The 17,278-nt window shown below is 61.1% G+C and carries 13 protein-coding genes; 10 read left to right on the forward strand and 3 right to left on the reverse strand.

The window, feature by feature from the left end; genetic code table 11:
- Positions 1–216 precede the first annotated feature (216 nt).
- The 8 genes from HUN39_RS06735 to HUN39_RS06770 all read left to right on the forward strand — a co-directional run bounded on the left by HUN39_RS06735 (position 217) and on the right by HUN39_RS06770 (position 11,188).
- Positions 217–2,007, forward strand: a complete 1,791-nt coding sequence (locus HUN39_RS06735) for a SulP family inorganic anion transporter (RefSeq protein ID WP_210266868.1) — start codon at positions 217–219, stop codon at positions 2,005–2,007.
- A 57-nt stretch (positions 2,008–2,064) separates the two neighbouring features.
- On the forward strand, positions 2,065–4,062 hold the full coding sequence (gene hyfB, locus HUN39_RS06740) for a hydrogenase 4 subunit B (RefSeq protein ID WP_175093685.1): 1,998 nt from the start codon (positions 2,065–2,067) through the stop codon (positions 4,060–4,062).
- Positions 4,059–5,012: a respiratory chain complex I subunit 1 family protein gene (locus HUN39_RS06745; protein ID WP_175093686.1), complete on the forward strand. Its 954-nt coding sequence runs from the start codon at positions 4,059–4,061 to the stop codon at positions 5,010–5,012. The genes hyfB and HUN39_RS06745 overlap by 4 nt, the downstream gene beginning before the upstream one ends.
- Entirely contained in the window at positions 5,012–5,674 is a 663-nt protein-coding gene (locus tag HUN39_RS06750; protein ID WP_175093687.1) for a hydrogenase-4 component E, read from the forward strand. The genes HUN39_RS06745 and HUN39_RS06750 overlap by 1 nt, the downstream gene beginning before the upstream one ends.
- A complete protein-coding gene (locus tag HUN39_RS06755) occupies positions 5,671–7,119 on the forward strand; it encodes a hydrogenase 4 subunit F (RefSeq protein ID WP_175093688.1) in 1,449 nt (482 codons plus the stop codon). The genes HUN39_RS06750 and HUN39_RS06755 overlap by 4 nt, the downstream gene beginning before the upstream one ends.
- A 17-nt stretch (positions 7,120–7,136) precedes the next feature.
- Positions 7,137–8,654 (forward strand): hydrogenase large subunit, encoded by a 1,518-nt coding sequence (locus HUN39_RS06760; protein WP_232365956.1) that lies wholly within the window; start codon positions 7,137–7,139, stop codon positions 8,652–8,654.
- Between the two features lie 12 nt (positions 8,655–8,666).
- The gene (locus HUN39_RS06765) at positions 8,667–9,182 is read left to right on the forward strand and encodes an NADH-quinone oxidoreductase subunit B family protein (RefSeq protein WP_175093689.1); all 516 of its coding nucleotides are present in this window, start codon (positions 8,667–8,669) and stop codon (positions 9,180–9,182) included.
- Between the two features lie 257 nt (positions 9,183–9,439).
- Entirely contained in the window at positions 9,440–11,188 is a 1,749-nt protein-coding gene (locus HUN39_RS06770) for a porin (protein WP_175093690.1), read from the forward strand.
- Positions 11,189–11,288: 100 nt separating this feature from the next.
- On the opposite strand, the gene HUN39_RS06775 is transcribed toward HUN39_RS06770, so the two are convergent.
- From HUN39_RS06775 to HUN39_RS06785, 3 genes are all read right to left on the reverse strand, one after another.
- A complete protein-coding gene (locus HUN39_RS06775; RefSeq protein WP_175093691.1) occupies positions 11,289–12,314 on the reverse strand; it encodes an HAD family hydrolase in 1,026 nt (341 codons plus the stop codon).
- A gap of 207 nt (positions 12,315–12,521) precedes the next feature.
- Positions 12,522–12,770 (reverse strand): hypothetical protein, encoded by a 249-nt coding sequence (locus HUN39_RS06780; protein ID WP_175093692.1) that lies wholly within the window; start codon positions 12,768–12,770, stop codon positions 12,522–12,524.
- Between the two features lie 280 nt (positions 12,771–13,050).
- Positions 13,051–15,309 carry an HWE histidine kinase domain-containing protein gene (locus HUN39_RS06785; protein ID WP_175093693.1) on the reverse strand — a complete coding sequence of 753 codons (2,259 nt, stop codon included), beginning with the start codon at positions 15,307–15,309 and terminating at the stop codon, positions 13,051–13,053.
- Positions 15,310–15,474: 165 nt separating this feature from the next.
- Here HUN39_RS06785 and HUN39_RS06790 point away from each other — a divergent pair, with 165 nt between their 5' ends.
- Both HUN39_RS06790 and HUN39_RS06795 read left to right on the forward strand, forming a co-directional pair.
- Positions 15,475–16,245: a bestrophin-like domain gene (locus tag HUN39_RS06790; RefSeq protein ID WP_175093694.1), complete on the forward strand. Its 771-nt coding sequence runs from the start codon at positions 15,475–15,477 to the stop codon at positions 16,243–16,245.
- Positions 16,246–16,336: 91 nt separating this feature from the next.
- The gene (locus tag HUN39_RS06795) at positions 16,337–17,167 is read left to right on the forward strand and encodes a class I SAM-dependent methyltransferase (RefSeq protein WP_175093695.1); all 831 of its coding nucleotides are present in this window, start codon (positions 16,337–16,339) and stop codon (positions 17,165–17,167) included.
- Positions 17,168–17,278: the final 111 nt, after the last annotated feature.

Raw genomic sequence — 17,278 nt, forward strand, 5'->3', positions numbered from 1 at the left:
AATGTTTCTAGAGTGTTTCCAGCACAAAAAAACCTCCGCACCGCGACGCTTCAGTAGCTCTGGTCTGATCTCGTCGGATTTGGGAAATGAATCAGAAACAATCTCTGTGGCCTGAAAAACTGGAGAAACACCACAGCCACTGGCCTGTCCTATGTTGCGGCCGCGCTAACCTGTCGGCGCCAAGGTTTCGACTGAGCGCGATGGCGAGGACACCCTATGAAAAGCAAAGCTCAGGCTGTCACCCACGACCTGGAAGCGGTCGCGGCAGAGACGAGCGCCTCTCAGCGTCCCAGTTCGTCGTCGCAAGAATGGCTGGGCGAGGACCTGGGCGGACCCGCCGCGGATGAGAATCGCCCAAATTTCACAGGGACGATTCCAGCCCGGTTCACGCCGAAGACCGGCCTCGCCGGATTGGCCGAAAATTGGCGCGCCGACGTTCTGTCCGGCTTTCTGGTGTTTCTTATCGCGCTGCCGCTATGCCTTGGCATTGCGATGGCGTCGGGTTTTCCGCCCCAGGCGGGCATCATCACCGCCGTCGTCGGCGGCCTGCTGGTGTCACGAATCAATGGCTCCTTCGTCACCATCACCGGCCCGGCGGCGGGCCTCATCGTGGTCATTCTGGACTCGGTGCAGGCGCTCGGCGACGGCGACGCCAAAGCCGGCTACCACTACACCTTGGCGGCGATTGTATGCGCCAGCGTCATTCAGATGCTGATGGGCATCATGAAAGCCGGCAAGATGAGCGCCTTTTTTCCGTCCTCGGCCGTGCATGGCATGTTGGCGGCGATCGGCATCATCATTATGGCCAAGCAGATTCACGTCATGCTCGGCGTGAAGCCGGATGCGCAGTCTCTGTTTGAGACAATCGGCGCCATCCCCGCTAGCCTGCGCGACATGAATCCGGAGGTCGCCATTATTGGCTTCATTGGGCTTTTGATCCTGATCGCCTGGTCGTTGGTGAAGAGTCGCCGACTAAAAATGATCCCGGCGCCGCTCGTCGTCGTCATCATCGGCATGGCGCTCGCGCAATATTATGATCTCGACGATGAACATATCTATCTCTTCCTGCCGGACTATCCGTTTCTGCCGCATCACGAATTCACGATCGGTCCGAAATTCCTTGTCTCGATTCCGCAGAACTTCCTGTCCGGCTTCGCCTTCCCGGATTTCTCGCTGATCGGCTCCAGCATGTTCTGGCAGCAAGTCTTCGCCATCTGTCTCGTTGGCAGCCTGGAAAGCTTGCTCAGCTCGGCGGCGGTCGATAAGCTCGATCCCTATAGGCGCACCTCAGATCTCAACCGCGACCTCGCGGCGGTCGGCTTCGGCAATATTATATGCGGCCTGATTGGCGGTATGCCGATGATCGCAGAAATCGTCCGCAGCTCCGCCAATGTGAATAATGGCGCGCGCACGGGGTGGGCGAATTTCTTCCACGGATTGTTCCTGCTGACCTTCGTCGCGCTTTTCCCGAGGGTCATTCACGAGATCCCGCTTGCCTCGCTCGCGGCGCTGCTGGTGTTCACCGGCTACCGACTTGCATCGCCGCTCGAGTTCAAGAAGACGCTGGCGATCGGCTGGGACCAGCTCACCGTTTTCGTGATTACGATCATCGGCGTGCTGGGGACCGATCTCTTGATCGGCGTCGCCATCGGCATCGCCGCCGAGTTCCTGTTCCACTTCTGGCGTAGCGTTAACTGGGGACAGGTGTTTAAGCTGCATCGCGACGTCGTGGAGCGCGCGCCCGGCGTTTATCAGGTCAAGATCGGCGGCGCGGCCTTTTTCGCCAACTACCTCGCGCTCAAGGGCGATCTCGCCAAGCTCCCAAAGGGCAAGACGGTCATCTTTGATCTCTCAGACTCCTGGTGCGTCGATCATACGGTGATGGAGAACCTTCATCACTTTTGCGAGGACTATGAAGCAAACGGCGGCCACGCAGAGATTTGCGGACTGGATCAACACGTTGCGACGTCAAAGCATCCTCTCGCCCCACGCAAGCGCAGCGTCTAGCCTGTAAAGTTCACGCAAGGCGCGACCGACCGCCGCGCCGATTCGAAGGTGACACGTATGCCGCTCTACCTGGCGCTGACCTGTGTCAGCGCGCTGCTCGCCGTCAGCGTCTACGCCATCGTCGACAGGCGGAACCACGACGTCAGCCGTAACGTCTATCGCCTTTGCATCGGCCTCTGCGGCGTCCTCTTCCTCGCGGCGGTCATGCCAAGGGGCGCTCATGTCGTTTCGACGGCTTTGCCGCTCGGACTGCCGTGGATCGGCATGCATTTTCGCATCGACGTCCTGACCGCCTTTTTTCTCGCCGTCGTCAATCTGGGCGGCGCGGCGGCGAGCGCCTATGCGATCGGCTATGGCGCGCATGAGAAAGAGCCGATGCGCGTGCTGCCGTTCTATCCAGCTTTTCTCGCTGGCATGAACCTCGTCGTGCTGGCCGACGACGCCTTCACTTTCCTCGTCGCTTGGGAGTTCATGTCGCTTACTTCTTGGGCGCTCGTGCTGACGCATCATCATGAGGAGGAGAACAGGCGGGCCGGCTTCGTCTATTTATTGATGGCGAGCTTCGGCGGGTTTGCGCTGTTGATGGCGTTTGGCGTTCTCGGTGGCGTCGCCGGCGCCTACGACTTCGCCTCGATTCGCGAGTCGACCAAGGAGGGATGGAAGACGGGCCTCGTCCTGGCCCTCGCGTTAGTCGGAATGGGGTCCAAAGCGGGACTCGCGCCCTTGCATATCTGGCTGCCGCTCGCCCATCCGGCGGCGCCAAGCCACGTCTCGGCGCTGATGAGCGGCGTCATGACGAAGGTCGCCATCTACGGCTTCATTCGGGTTGTGTTCGATTTGCTTGGGCCGCCGGCCTTCTGGTGGTCGGTCGAGCCGATGACCTTTGGCGCAGCGAGCGCCCTCATCGGCGTTCTCTTCGCGACGATTCAGAGCGATCTGAAGAAGCTGCTCGCCTACAGCACCATCGAAAACATCGGCATCATCTTCATCGCGCTCGGTCTTGCCTTGGCGTTCAAGGCCAATGGCATGGCGCTGCCGGCCGCGCTCGCCTTCACCGCGGCGCTCTTTCACGTTTTCAATCATTCGCTGTTCAAGAGCCTGCTGTTCTTTGGCGCCGGCGCGGTATTGAACGCGAGCGGCGAAAGAAGCATCGAACGGCTCGGCGGTCTTATTCACTCCATGCCGAAAACGGCGTTCCTTTTTCTCGGCGGCTGCGTCGCCATCGCCGCCCTGCCGCCGCTGAACGGCTTTGTGTCGGAATGGCTGGTCTTCCAGGCGATCTTGCTGAGCCCGTCGCTGCCGCAATGGACCGTGAAGCTCCTCGTTCCGGCGGTCGGCGTGGCGCTGGCGCTGAGCGCGGCGCTCGGCGCCGGCTGCTACATACGCGCCTATGGCGTCGCCTTTCTGGGGCGCCCCCGCAGCGAAGCGGCGCGCGCGGCGCATGATCCGGATCGCTGGTCGCTTGGGACCATGGCGGTTTTGCTGACGCTGTGCCTCATGGCCGGTCTGCTGCCGAGCCTCCTCATCGACATGATTTCACCCGTGGCGAAAGATTTTGTCGGCGGCCGCATGCCGACGCAGGCTGAACTCTCCTGGCTCTCGATCGCGCCCGTGGCCGAAAGCCGCAGCTCCTACAATGGACTTCTGGTCTTCGCGTTCATTCTCTTCTCCGCCTATTCGGCGAGATGGGTCATCCACAAATTTGGCACGGCGCGGTCGCGGCGCGCGCCGGCCTGGGACTGTGGCTACATCGAAACCAGTCCCATGACGCAATACACCGCCAGCAGCTTCGCGCAGCCGATCCGGCGCACCCTTGGCGTCATCGCCTTTTCGGTGCGGGACCGCCTCGACATGCCGGCGCCGGGCGATACGCGGCCCGCGCGCTTGAGCGTCGACATCAAGGATCGGATCTTCGACTATCTTTATGCGCCCCTCACGCGGGCGGTGGAATCCTGCGCCGCCGGGCTGAACATCCTCAGTCTCCTGACGATCCAGGAATATCTCGCGCTGGTTTTCGCGGCGCTCGTCTTCCTCCTGGTCCTGGTGGCGATATGACGCTTCTTTTCAACATCCTGGCGCAAGGCGTCCAAATGCTTTTGGTGCTTGCGCTGGCGCCGCTGCTCATCGGCTTTGTTCGAAAGCTGAAGGCGCGCCTCCTGCGCCGCAAAGGGCCGCCGATCATTCAACCCTGGCTCGATCTCATTCGCCTGCTGCGCAAGGAGGTCGTCCTCGCGGAAAACGCGTCGTGGCTGTATCGCTGGGCGCCCTATCTGATCTTTGCGATGATCTGGGTCGCCGCATCGCTCGTGCCGACGTTCGCCACGGGACTGACGTTCAGCTGGTCGGCCGATCTCATCGCCATCATCGCCCTGCTCGGCAGCGCCCGTTTCTTCCTTGCTCTCGCGGGCATGGACATTGGAACGAGTTTCGGCGGCATCGGCTCGAGTCGCGAGGCGATGTTCGGCTCGCTCGCGGAGCCGGCGATGATGATGATCGTCTTCACCGTCTCCTTCGTCGCCGGAACGACGCAGCTGTCTGAAATTGCAGCCTACATGGTCGCGAATATGGAATTGCGCGCCTCGGTCGGGATGGCGCTCGTCGCGCTCCTCATCGTCGCCATCGCAGAGAATGGACGGATTCCCGTCGATAATCCCGCGACCCATCTTGAGTTGACGATGGTGCATGAGGCGATGGTTCTCGAATATTCCGGGCGCTATCTCGCGCTCATTGAACTCGCCGCGGCGCTCAAGCTGCTCCTTTATCTCTCGCTCATCGCCTGCGTCTTTTTCCCCGTCGGGCTCGCCTCGCATGATGCGGGCGCGGAGGCGATGATGATTGGGCTTTGCGCTTACGTCCTGAAGCTGGCGATCGGCGGCGGCGCGCTCGCGCTGTTTGAGACAACCACAGCCAAGATGCGCATCTTCCGCGTTCCCGACTTTCTCGGCGCGGGGCTGATGCTTGGCCTCCTTGCGACGCTGCTCGTTTTCGTGACACGGAGCCTCTGATGGAGCTTTTGACAATCGACATCGCCCATGTGCTCGCGGGCGCGCTCCTGCTGACGAGCTTCATGCTGCTGTATCAGGATCGACTGTCGGGGCTGATCAATATCTACACGCTCCACGCCGTCATCCTGTCGCTGTCGGTCGCCTGGCAGGCCTATTACCAGGACGCACATCATCTCTATCTAACGGCTGCCATCGCGGCGATCTTCAAGGCGCTGATCATTCCCTTCAGCCTTCGCCACATCATCAAGCGTTTGCGCATCCATCGCACCGTGGAGGTCGTTGGCGGCGTCGGCATCACCATGCTCATCGGCATATTTCTCGTGGCGCTGTCGCTCGTCGTCATGCTGCCGGCGACCGCCTCCGCTGATCCGCTGTCGCGCGAAGACATCGCATTCGCCTTGGCGATCGTGCTGCTGGGGCTGTTGATGATGGTGACGCGACGCAACGTCGTGAGCCAGATTATCGGTTTCATGTCGCTGGAAAATGGTCTGGTTTTGGCGGCGGCAGGGGCGAACGGCATGCCACTCGTCGTCGAGATCAGCGTCGCCTTTTCCATTCTCATCGCCTTCATCGTGATCGGCATCTTCCTGTTTCGCATCCGTGAGCGATTCGACAACGTTGAGCTTTCTGAACTCGATCGCGTGCGCGGAGGACGTTCATGAGTTCCGATCTCTTCCTGGTCTCGAACGCGCTTGTCGGCATTCCCGCCGTCGCGGCCATTGCCGTTGCGCTTGAACCGGCCTACCGACGCTCGGCGATCATCAACCTCTGCGCCTCCGGCGCGACGTTTCTCTTCGCGCTTGTGCTTCTCGTCGTCGAGCCCGAAAGCGGCGGCTATCTCTTTGTCGACGACCTCAACATCGTCTTTGTTGTGCTCTCGACCTTCATCGGCTTCACCACGAGCGTCTATAGCGCGAGCTATATCGACCATGAGATCGAAACTGGCCGACTGACCACGAGAAACGTCCGCTTCTATCACGCGATGTATCAGTCGCTGATGTGCGCGATGAATCTGGCGCTGCTCGCCAGCAACATCGGCCTCATGTGGGTCGCGGTCGAAGTCGCGACCCTGACAACCGTGTTGATGGTCGGCATGTACCGCACGCCGCACGCTCTCGAGGCCGCTTGGAAATATTTTATCCTCGGCAGCGTCGGGATCGCGCTGGCGCTCTTCGGCACGATCCTCATTTACATGGCGGCCGAGCCGGTTCTGGGACAGGGCTACGACGCCATGGTCTGGACGACGCTGATGCAGAAAGCGCCGCAGTTCAATCCGCGGATGCTCAACGTCGCCTTCGTGTTCCTGATGCTCGGCTACGGCACGAAGGTTGGGTTGGCGCCGATGCACGCCTGGCTTCCGGATGCGCACGCGGAGGGCCCGACGCCGATCTCGGCGGTCTTGTCCGGCCTCCTGCTCAATGTCGCGCTTTACGCGGTGCTGCGGTTCAAGATGCTGCTGACGGCCAATGCGGCGGCGATTACGCCCGGCCCGCTGATGATCACGCTCGGCCTTGCATCTCTCATCATGGCGGCCTTCATGCTTTACCGCCGTGGCGACATCAAGCGGCTGTTCGCCTACTCCTCCATCGAGCACATGGGCATTATCGCCTTCGCTTTCGGCATGGGCGGACCGCTCGCCAACTTCGCCGGTCTGCTGCACATGACGATGCACAGCCTGACGAAGTCCGCGATCTTCTTCTCGGTTGGTCACATCGCGCAGGTCAAGGGCACGCAGAGAATCGCCGACATCAGAGGACTGACGCAGAGCCAGCCGGCGCTCGGCTGGTCCCTCGTCGCTGGCGTCGTCGCAATTATCGGTCTGCCGCCGCTGGGCATCTTCATGAGCGAATTTCTCGTCGTGAGCTCGACCTTCGCACGCCAGCCGCTCCTCGCTATCCCGCTGGTTTTCGGCCTCCTTCTCGCCTTTGGCGCCTTGCTGTTGCGGCTCACCGGGATGGCGTTCGGTGAGCCAAGCCGCGACCAAGGCGAGGTGAAGGCGTCGATGTGGCCTGTCTACGCCCATCTATCCCTTGTGCTGCTGGCCGGAATCTATCTCCCGTCTCACGTCGTGACCTGGTTCCAGAACGTCGCGCGACTGTTAGGCTGAGTTCGAAGGATGAAAAGATGAACTTCGCCAGCAAACAAATACCGGCCCAGCCATCGCCGCCGACGTGTCTGCCCTGGCCGCGTGAGATCGTCGACAGAGCTGGTTGGCTCGCTTTCGCCGAAAGTCTTGCGAGAGGCGAGCGCGAACTCCTCAGCCTCTGGGGCGAGAGTTCGAGCGTTCACATGGCGGTGCTCGAAGAGCGGGAGCCGCGCCTGCGCATTGTCACGTTGGACTGCCCCAAGGGCTCCTTTCCATCCGTCGGGCGATTGCATCCGCCGGCGTCGAGGCTCGAGCGCGCGATCCGCGATCTTTATGGCCTGCGAGCCGAAAACGCGCCCGACGAGCGGCCCTGGCTCGATCATGGCCGTTGGGGCGTGCGTCATCCTTGCAACGACCCCGAAAAGATCGACTCCGCCAGTGACAGCTACGCGTTCCTTCCCGCAGAAGGCGAACCGCTCCACCAGATACCGGTCGGACCCGTGCACGCCGGCATTATCGAGCCGGGCCATTTCCGCTTCTCAGCCAATGGCGAAACCGTCGTGCGGCTTGAGGAGCGGTTTGGCTTCGTGCACAAGGGCGTCGATCAACTGATGGCCGGCGCCTCGATCGAGCGCGCCGCGCGTCTCGCGGCGCGCGTGTCCGGCGACAGCACGGTCGCCTATAGCCTCGCCTTTTCGCAGGCGATCGAAGCGGCGTTCGACGTCAATGTTCCGCCGCGCGCGACATATCTGCGCGCGCTGATGGCTGAACTCGAACGGCTCGCCAATCATTTCGGCGATATCGGCGCCATCTGTAACGACGCGGCCTTCGCATTGATGCATGCGCAGTGCGGCATCGTCCGCGAACGCATCTTGAGAAAAGCGGCAAGTTGCTTCGGGCACCGCCTGATGATGGATCGCATCGCGCCGGGAGGCGTTGTCGTCGATTTGGAGCAAGAGAACGTCGCGGCGCTTTTCACGCTGATCGAGTGGATCGAGCTCATGACTCCGCGCCTGATCGCGCTCTTCGGCGACACGACGTCGCTGCAGGATCGAACCGTCGGAACCGGCGTCGTCAGTGAGGCGCTCGCAAAGCAATATGCGTGCGGGGGCTATGTCGGACGCGCCTCCGGCCGGACATTCGACGCGCGCAAGGCGATCGGTTACGCCCCCTACCCGCAGCTGACGTTCGAGATCGGCGCCGCGAAGGGAGGCGACGTCGACGCGCGCGTCTGGGTCCGGTTCGATGAAATCCGAGCCTCGCTGCGAATCGTCAGACAGATTCTCGACGAGGCGCCGGAGGGTCCGATCATCGCCGCATGGACGCTGCCCGAAGACTGGACGCGCGAAGGCGCCGCGCTCGTCGAAGGATTTCGCGGCGATATATTTGTCTGGCTGCGCATTCGCGCTGACGGCGTGGTCCAGCGCTGTCATTTGCGCGATCCGTCCTGGTTCCAGTGGCCGCTGCTCGAAGCGGCGATCAAGGACAACATCGTCGCCGACTTCCCCCTCTGCAACAAATCTTTCAACTGTTCCTACTCGGGGCATGATCTCTAGGACACGCGCGCGATGCAGAAATTCTTGCTTCAGGGCCTGCTCCGCCGCGCTCTGACCGAACAGGCCCCCATTCCGAATCCGACGTCGATCGCGGAACTTGGCTACACGCTGGGACGCACCGCGCGCCAAAAACTGGGCCGAAGTCTGTCGATCCGCGAAGTCGACGCGGGCTCCTGCAATGGTTGCGAGCTGGAGATCCACGCGCTCAACAACGCCTATTACGATCTCGAGAGATTCGGCATGCGCTTCGTGGCGTCGCCACGTCACGCCGACGTCTTGCTCGTCACCGGACCGGTGACGAAAAACATGCGCGAAGCGCTTGAGCGAACCTATGCGGCGACGCCGGATCCAAAATGGGTGATCGCCGTCGGCGACTGCGCCTTTGACGGCGGCGTTTATTGCGAGAGCTACGCATGCGTCGGCGCCGTCGCGAAAGTCGTCCCCGTCGATCTTCATATTCGCGGCTGTCCGCCTGATCCGACGACGCTGCTCAAGGGGCTGATCGCCTTCGTTGAAACGATGAGCTGAACGACTCCGCCGAGACCCGCTTCGGCCGCGAATGTGGCGATGTGCTGTCCCCCGGCCGATTCTCGAAATGCGCGAGCAATATTTCCTCGCACGAGAAAAACTCGGGAAAAACCTACGTACGAAAACTTGGCTAGAACGAGAGCGCGCTTCGCGCTTCGCATATGCGAGTCGCGGCGTTCCACGCGATGAACTTGCTGTCTTGATCCGCGGCGAAGCGCACGCCGTTCACGCGAATAAAGACGCAATCGGGGCTAGTCATGAATCTCCCAGGCTGGAAGCATGTCGCGGCAAGCGGGCTTGTCGCGGTTTTCTCGACAACGGCGGCGCATGCCGCCTCAAGCGACGCGATTGAGGCGAGGCTGCGAGTGCTGGAGGCGGAGATTGCAAAACTGCGGCGAGAGGCTCGCCAGGCCAAAGCAGAAGCCCAGCAGGCGACTCAGTCCGCTCAACGAAGCGTGGCGAAGGCCGAGGCGGCGCAAACCGCGACGCCGCTCATGCCGCCGGTTTTTGTCGCATTCAAGAACGGCCTGTTCGTCGAAAGCGCGGACAAAGCCTACAGCTTCAAGATTGGCGGGCGCATGCAGTTCGATGGCGGCGGCGCGGCGCAGCCGCTCAATGGCTGGTCAGGCCAGGCCGGCGTGCGCCAGGTGCGTCTCGAAGTGGAGGGCAAGGCTGCAAAATACTGGTTCTACAAACTGCAATATGATTTCGCCGGCTCGCAATATGGCACGCCCTTCAATGCGCCAGTTCAGGGAGGCATTCGCGACTTCTATCTTGGCGTACAACATCCCATTCTCGCGCTGCCATTCACGAAGGAGCCAGCCTTCATCCATATCGGCAGCTATTTCGAACCCTTCAGCCTCGAATTCACCGCGTCCTCGCGGTTCCGCGACTTCATCGAACGCGCCATGGCGGTCGAAGCCATCGCGCCCAGCCGCCACCTTGGCGCGGCGATCGGCGCTTATGGCGACAATTGGACCGCCAAGGGCGGCATCTTCACCACGAGCTTCGAAGATTTGAACACAAACCCCGCAGTCGGCGCGCCGCCGTTAATCGGCATTCCGGCGCGCGCCGGTTGGGTCCCCACAGGCGGCGGCCAATATTTCGATCTGACAGGCCGATTGACCTACGCGCCGATCATGACTGAACATGATCTGCTGCATGTCGGCGTGTCGGGCCGCTATCACCAGCCAAACAGCGCCACGGGATTATCCGACGATCGCGTGCTGCGGATCGGCAACCGCATTCGCTCGGAAGCCTATATCCTCAATCAAGGGCTGCTCGGCACGCCGGATCTCTCGTGTGGCTCCGTCGCTCTGCCGGGATGGACGTCGGCCGCCGCGGCGCATTGCGTCAATAGCGTCGAGTCCTTCGGCGTGGAGCTGTCCGCGGCGCATGGGCCGTTCTCGCTGCAGGCCGAGTATCTGGGGCAGCAGGTCAATCGCAACACGACCAATATCGCGCTCGCGCGCCTCGCGGGCGCTTTCGCGCCGGGCGGCGCCTCGCATTATTTCAGCGGCTTTTATCTCTACGGGCAATGGTACCTGACCGGCGAGGAGCGCGCCGCCGCATATGACGTGACGAACAAAATCGGCGCGAACTTCAATCAGATCACGATCAAGCATCCGATGAGCGCCGGCGGCTTTGGCGCACTTGGGCTCGCCGCGCGCTACAGCGCGCTCAATCTCAACAGCGGACCCTATAGCGGCTCAAGCCTCTACAACATGCTCGCCTATACGACGCTCATCGCGCCCAATCCAGCCGCGGCCTCCTATATCGCCAACGCTGGCGTGGTCGGCGGCCGCCAGCAAAACGTCACTCTGGGACTCAACTGGTATCCCGACAATGGATTCCATTTTCAGTTCAACTGGGTCCATGTGCTGCAGGCCTCCGCGCCGCTCAATGATTACGCCTTGTTCACAACCGGCGTTCCGACGCGGCAAGGCCCCTATTTCAACGGCGCCCATCCCGATCTCTTCGAAGCGCGCGCGCAGGTCTATTGGTAGACGATCCGCCGACGCCCCCACAGCTCTTCAGCCCGTAGAAGGAACGGGCGCTCAAGACGCGCGCCGTATCGCTGTTTTGGAGCGCGCTTGCCCATGCGCTTCATTGTTCGAAAGCCCATATCCGGCTCCAATCGCTTTTCATGCTGATGACGAACCAACCCTGCCGCTTCGCCTCATCATGCAAAGACTGAGGAAAAGCCCCAATTCTGGTGTCGGGCAATCCGAGCGCCGGACCATAGGCGTATTCGCGCTGAGCGTCGTCGTGCAAAACCAACATTCCGAATCGCGCGCCGTCCCCCGACGTCGTGTATTCAAGCATCTGCCGGTCGCCCGTTGAGTTCCCGAATGCGGCGCGCGGCCGACGACCGATCATCAAATGGATGGCCTCCGGCTTGCCGACTCCGACGTCGCTGAGCAGCGTTTCGGGGCTCTCGATCAGAACGGGACGCCCGCGCTTGTCATAACGGTAGCTTACGCTCTCGAGAGTCCCGACAACCTGCTCGGGCGGAACGCCATAGGTCTGCTCTGCATAGACTCGCACGAAATCTTGCCCGCCTCCGGTGACGATGTAGGTCTTATAGCCGTTGGCGCGCAGATGCTTCATCAGCTCGAGCATCGGCAGATACGTCAGTTCGGTGTAGCGGCGACCCCAGCGCGGGTGTCTCGCTGTCTCGAGCCATTTTTCCGCGTCGGCTCTAAACTGCTCTACGCTCATGCCGCTGAGCGGCGCGGTCATGATCTTGATGAGGTCCTTCGTCGAAAGCTTCGATATCGCCTCCATGTTGCGTGAGAGCGCCGTCTTGAAGGGCTCGACCTTCGCTAGCGCCGGTTTCGCCTTTACGACGGCGGGCAGGCGATCCAGGCAATACATCAACTGCGGATATATCGGATGAGACGCCCATAGCGTGCCATCCTGATCGAAGACCGCGATGCGCTCCTCGGGCGGGGCGAATTTTGTACTGGATGGATCGGTCGTCGCTCGAATGAATTCAACGATTGCATGTTTGGTCGGACCTTCGTTCCATGACGGAAGCGGATCGCTTCCCGCCCTGACAGACGATCCCGCCAACAGGAATGCTGTGGCCATCACAGCAAACAGGAAGCCTAATCTAACCAGCGCTTTCATCATTCCTCCCTTAAGCCGAAAGTCGTCCAAAGAGCGCCTCTCGCGAGGTCGCATGTCCGCGCTAACCAATGGTTGGCGATAGACGATGGGCGGGGCCATTTACAAGCGATTTGCGTGGTCGATTGTGGTCGTCATCCCCATCGCGAAACATGAATCGCCTTCGAGCCCGGCGCCGCGTCTTTTGGAGCAGTTGCTTCGCCCGAAGATCTATTGAGAGCCATAAGCGCCGCGACAAATTTGCAACGCTTGGCGCAATTCGTCGATGAAAGACGCGAGAAGATCGGAACAGAGCTTGATTTCATTCGTTGTTAGGATGACGCTCCTAAATAGGTTGTTCAGTGGTCCGTCTCTTAAAGAAGGAGATTTCCAATGACCGCCAGGAAGCTTCAGCGAAGGCGAAGCGCGATCAGATCGCTTCTCCAGAACCTCGAAACGCGTCCATTCTGCGAAGATCATTTGCCGCACTCCGGCGGATGGCTGAGCCAGCCTCGGCCGAAGCTGTCGCGCGGCTCATCCAGCGTCGGCAGCCAAGGCGATCGCCGATAGATATTTGCCGCGGCGCTTGTGAGCGTCTCAGCCGCGCCAGCATTGGACGCGGAGAGCGTTCCGCAAACGAACGCCCCGACCGTCGATGTAACGGCGGGGCGTTCTGCGTAGAGCGGCAAAGGTCGCATGCAGCCTCGATAGAGGGGCCTTGGAGGCGGCAGCAGCTGTTGCTGCGGCGCTACTTTTCGGCTCAGGGGGATTCCGGGGCCTCCAGCACATTCTCAATCGGGCAGTCGAAGTCCCAGACGACGCCTGCGCTGTCGTATTGGAGCCTTGCATCCCCTCTGAGGTTCAGTCTGATCATGTCACGAATGACTATGGACCCGAAGCCGTTACGCGCGGGCGGAACGACCGTGGGACCCTCCGTCTCACGCCAGCGCATCGTGAAACGCCGGCCTTCGCCATCGTGCTCGCGGACGCCCCATTCGATGTCAACGCGGCCATCCGAGTTGGACAGAGCGCCATATTTGACGGCGTTGGTCGCCAGCTCATGCAGCGCCATGCTGAAAGATTGCGACGCCGCGGCCAAGATGATCAGCGGCGGGCCGTTTAGCCCGATGCGATCGCCGATCAAATCCTCCAGATGAGCGAGCTGCGAGCGCACGAGATCGCTTAGCGGGACGCCTTGCCAATCGCTGGCGACCAGCAGGTCCTGGTTCGCGGCGAGAGACAAAATGCGCTCTTGAAACGTCTCCTCGAAGTCGCGTCCTGGATTGCCCGCGGTCGCTCGTGCGATGGCCAGCACGATGCTCAACATGTTTTTCGAGCGATGATTGAGCTCGCGCATGAGAAGAGCGCGCTGTTCCTCCGCGCGCACGCGCTCAGTCACGTCCCTCGACAGCACGGCGACTCTTGGGCTTTCCGCTTCCTCGACGCGGAAGACAAAGGCGTCGTAGATCTTGCCGAGCGCGCGCGCTCTGCGGACGCGTTCGGCGTTCCCGGACACCCCGACTCTGCCGATCGTATCGATCCAGTCCTTTTCCAGGCTGGGCGCAAGCTCGCGACCGCTCCGCCCTTCAACGTTCTTCAGCCCGGTAATAGCCACAAATGCTGGATTGACTTCAAGGAAGCGGTAGTCGACCGCATGGTCATAGAGCGGCTCGACCACCGTGAAGCTTTCGTCAATGGATTCGAACAGCAGGCGATAGCGCGACTCGCTGGCGCGCAGCGCCTCCTCCGCGCGCGCCCGCTCAATCGCCGACCACGTTCGCTCGGCGACATCTTCGGCGACCGCCGCCTGAGCGGCGCTCCACGTCCGCGGTCGCCGCGAGTGAACGGTAACCACCGCGACCAGCCGGTCGTCCTTGACCAGCGGCGCGGCCAGAAAAGCGGAAATCGAACGGCTTTCGAATGACCTTAGGGTCTCAGGCGCCGCCGTGCGCGGGTCGTTGCGAACGTCGCTGACGACGATTGTTCTGCCGCGCTTGAGGTCCGCGATCAGGGCCTCTCCCCAACTCTCGAGACGATGGCGCCCGGCGTTGCTTGGCGCCGCGCCGTCGTTCCAGTCGTGCTCAACAGTTGCGTAGTCGCCGGTCTCGTCGATCTCCGCATAGGCCGCTTGGGTGGCCTTGAGATGTCGGCCCAGGACCTCGCTGGCCGCAGCCTGAATCGCCACGGGATCCGCCAACGGGCGCAATCGGTCATTCAGATCGATGAGGAGATTTTGCCGAACCTCGCGGTCCCGACGGTTCACCTCGCACGTCAGTTGCTCCATCGTGTCACTTATGGCGAGAACGATCAGGTTAAGCTGGTCGAGCCGACGGCCGTTCACCAGCATCACCCGAGGACCGAACCCTTGGACCACATGTTCGATCTGGTAGTCGTCGAAACTCTGGCGGCGAGGGAGAATGTCCTCAAGCAGCCGTCGCAGCTCCGGGGTGTCCCACTGGCCATTGTCCAGCTCGTAAACGAGACGTCCTTCCGTCTCCTTGGGATCTCCCCCGAAGAGTCGATAGAAGGGCCGATTCGCCGAGTGAACCGTGAGGTCCGCGTGGAGAACCAGCAGCGCTTCACGCACGCTGTCGATCAGTTTCTTTGAAAATTCGATCTGGCCTTCGAGTTCACGACGAAGCCGCTCACACTCGCTCTCGTCGGATATCGCAAGCAGGATGCAATCTTTTTCATCTGGCCTGCGGATGCGCTTGGCGTTGAGCCGCATGATGCGACGGCCGACACGTTCGAAGTCATGTTCGACGCGGCAATCCTCGACCGTACTGCTTCGCTCAACAATTTGCTCTAGCAGCCGGCGCAGCTCCGGGATGTCCCACAGCCCGTCGCAAAGCTCATAAACCGGCCGGCCGACTGTCTCCTCGCGCGTCATCTGAAACTGACTGAGGAACGCGTCATTGGCGACCTCGACCGTGAGCTGTGAATCAAGCGCCAGCAGCGGCAAGCCCACGGTCTCAAGGATCGAGCTCGCATAGGCGGAAATGTCCGTCTCGGTTGACATGCCTACCGAACTCAGATCGACGATCGCCCTCGCGAAAGGTAACGCGTTTTGACGTGAGAGGAACCCCGTAATGCGAAAGGTAGGCGGGCAAGGGGGTGCGATCGTCTGGCGAATCTCGATTATGATGTCCTTCAATCGCCATTAACTGTCGATTCGAGGGGAACCGTGCTTTTAAAATTCTGGATGTCGCAGACGACGCTCGTCATGGCGCTCATGCTCACATTCGCCATGGCCGCAGTCGCGCTTTTCCTGTGCTGGCTTAGCTTCGCCTCGCGCTTTGCCGCCTATGTGCAGAACTGGAAAGGCGTCGTGCCGCCCTTCGTCGCCGTTCCGGCAACCCTGTTTGGCCTGCTGATGACCTTCCTCTCGCAGGACGTCTGGGAAGCAAATCGCAGCGCCTATCGCGCCATCGCCATGGAGCGCGAGCAATTGGCGACGCTCGCGGCGCTTTCGGGCAATCATGGACTCAACGCGGACGATATTCCGCGCGCCGTGCGTGACTATGTGGAAACCGCCGTTGGCCTCGAATGGAAGACCATGGAAGACGGCAAAGAATCGCCGGAAACCGAGGCCGCTCTGAACAGACTCACGCGCGCGGTCGCCAGCGCCAGAATCGAGCCGGCCTTCCAGCGCGCGCTCGTCGATACGGTGATGCGTTTGCGATCGGCGCGGGAACAACGACTCGCGATTGCGGGGGCCTTTCCCGACGATCGCAAATGGGCGGCGGTGATCATCATCGCTTTCATCACGCAAATCGCCCTTGCCATCGTGCATCTCGACCGCCCGAGGCCTCAGCTTCTCGCGCAGGCGATTTTCGCTTTGGCGGCGATCGTCCCGATATCGCTGGTGGCATCCGTGGACGATCCTTATTCGCCGCCCAGTGCGGTGAGTTCGGAGCCGCTTGCGCAACTGCTGGAGCGCTATCCGCAAAAGTGACCGGGCCGCCCTCTGTGAGAGCGCCCTGCAAACGCAGCTAAGAGTTAACCTTCAACGAACGCCGGAACGCGTTTCTGCGCCGAGACAGCCAATGGTCGAAATTCAAAAGGTGGTGGGAACCGCTTTTGTCGTGGCGGAATTCCGCAATGACGAAAACAAGCAAGCTCATCCGCTCTACCGCGATCCCTTCGTCCACCTGTTCCTCAATCGGGAATCGAAAGAGGCGGCGGATCGCATTTCCCAGTCGTTCCCGCCGATACGAAATAATGTGCGACTGAGGACGCGCTACTTCGACGACCGGCTTCGTCATCAGATCGACCGAGGGCGCCGACAGATCCTCATACTTGGCGCCGGTCTCGACACAAGGCCGCAGCGGATCGCGGCCGAAGGCGTCGCCTATTTTGAAATCGACGCTCCAGAAACCCAGGCGTTCAAGAAGGCAAAGCTCGAAGCAAGCGATGTTGATCCCAATACGAAATATATTGGGGCGGATTATGTGACGGATGGAATGATCGGTCTCCTTCGTCGAAACGGATTTGATTTCAAACGTCCCACGCATGTCATATGGGAAGGGAACACAATGTATTTGGATGAAGCGGCGGTCTGTCAGATCTTGACGGACCTCATGCGCCATATCGAGAGCTGCTCGGTGTCCTTCGACTACTTCGCCGAGGATGTGATCCAGAACGCAACCGGCGATCCTGAAATCACCAGCGTCGTTGAAAGATTCGCCGCAATGGGCGCCCCCTGGACGTACGGGATCGAGAATCTTGCGGAGCAAGCCGCGCGGTGCGGGGCGAGCGTGCTCGATCGTTGCACAGTCGCCGACCTTCATCGGACCTACTGGCCGGATCAGCCGTTGGCGTCGCCCCTTTACGGGCGATATTCGCTTTGCACGCTGCAGAACGCGGTGGCGTCGTAATACGCGCGTCGCGGCCCGCGCCGGGGGAACGAGCGTAAACGCCGTAAAGATCGTCAGGGAGACGGCCCAGCGCTACATGAATATCAAAGTCGTAAGACAGGAGACCCCCAT

The organism is Methylocystis silviterrae (assembly GCF_013350005.1).
Classification (GTDB): Bacteria; Pseudomonadota; Alphaproteobacteria; order Rhizobiales; family Beijerinckiaceae; genus Methylocystis; species Methylocystis silviterrae.

What these genes read in the sequence shown, in the direction of transcription:
- HUN39_RS06735 (WP_210266868.1), top strand. Translation starts at nt 217, where the DNA reads ATGAAAAGCAAAGCTCAGGCTGTCACCCACGACCTGGAAGCGGTCGCG.
- hyfB (WP_175093685.1), top strand. Translation starts at nt 2,065, where the DNA reads ATGCCGCTCTACCTGGCGCTGACCTGTGTCAGCGCGCTGCTCGCCGTC.
- HUN39_RS06745 (WP_175093686.1), top strand. Translation starts at nt 4,059, where the DNA reads ATGACGCTTCTTTTCAACATCCTGGCGCAAGGCGTCCAAATGCTTTTG.
- HUN39_RS06750 (WP_175093687.1), top strand. Translation starts at nt 5,012, where the DNA reads ATGGAGCTTTTGACAATCGACATCGCCCATGTGCTCGCGGGCGCGCTC.
- HUN39_RS06755 (WP_175093688.1), top strand. Translation starts at nt 5,671, where the DNA reads ATGAGTTCCGATCTCTTCCTGGTCTCGAACGCGCTTGTCGGCATTCCC.
- HUN39_RS06760 (WP_232365956.1), top strand. Translation starts at nt 7,137, where the DNA reads ATGAACTTCGCCAGCAAACAAATACCGGCCCAGCCATCGCCGCCGACG.
- HUN39_RS06765 (WP_175093689.1), top strand. Translation starts at nt 8,667, where the DNA reads ATGCAGAAATTCTTGCTTCAGGGCCTGCTCCGCCGCGCTCTGACCGAA.
- HUN39_RS06770 (WP_175093690.1), top strand. Translation starts at nt 9,440, where the DNA reads ATGAATCTCCCAGGCTGGAAGCATGTCGCGGCAAGCGGGCTTGTCGCG.
- HUN39_RS06775 (WP_175093691.1), bottom strand. Translation starts at nt 12,314, where the DNA reads ATGAAAGCGCTGGTTAGATTAGGCTTCCTGTTTGCTGTGATGGCCACA.
- HUN39_RS06780 (WP_175093692.1), bottom strand. Translation starts at nt 12,770, where the DNA reads ATGATCTTCGCAGAATGGACGCGTTTCGAGGTTCTGGAGAAGCGATCT.
- HUN39_RS06785 (WP_175093693.1), bottom strand. Translation starts at nt 15,309, where the DNA reads ATGTCAACCGAGACGGACATTTCCGCCTATGCGAGCTCGATCCTTGAG.
- HUN39_RS06795 (WP_175093695.1), top strand. Translation starts at nt 16,337, where the DNA reads ATGGTCGAAATTCAAAAGGTGGTGGGAACCGCTTTTGTCGTGGCGGAA.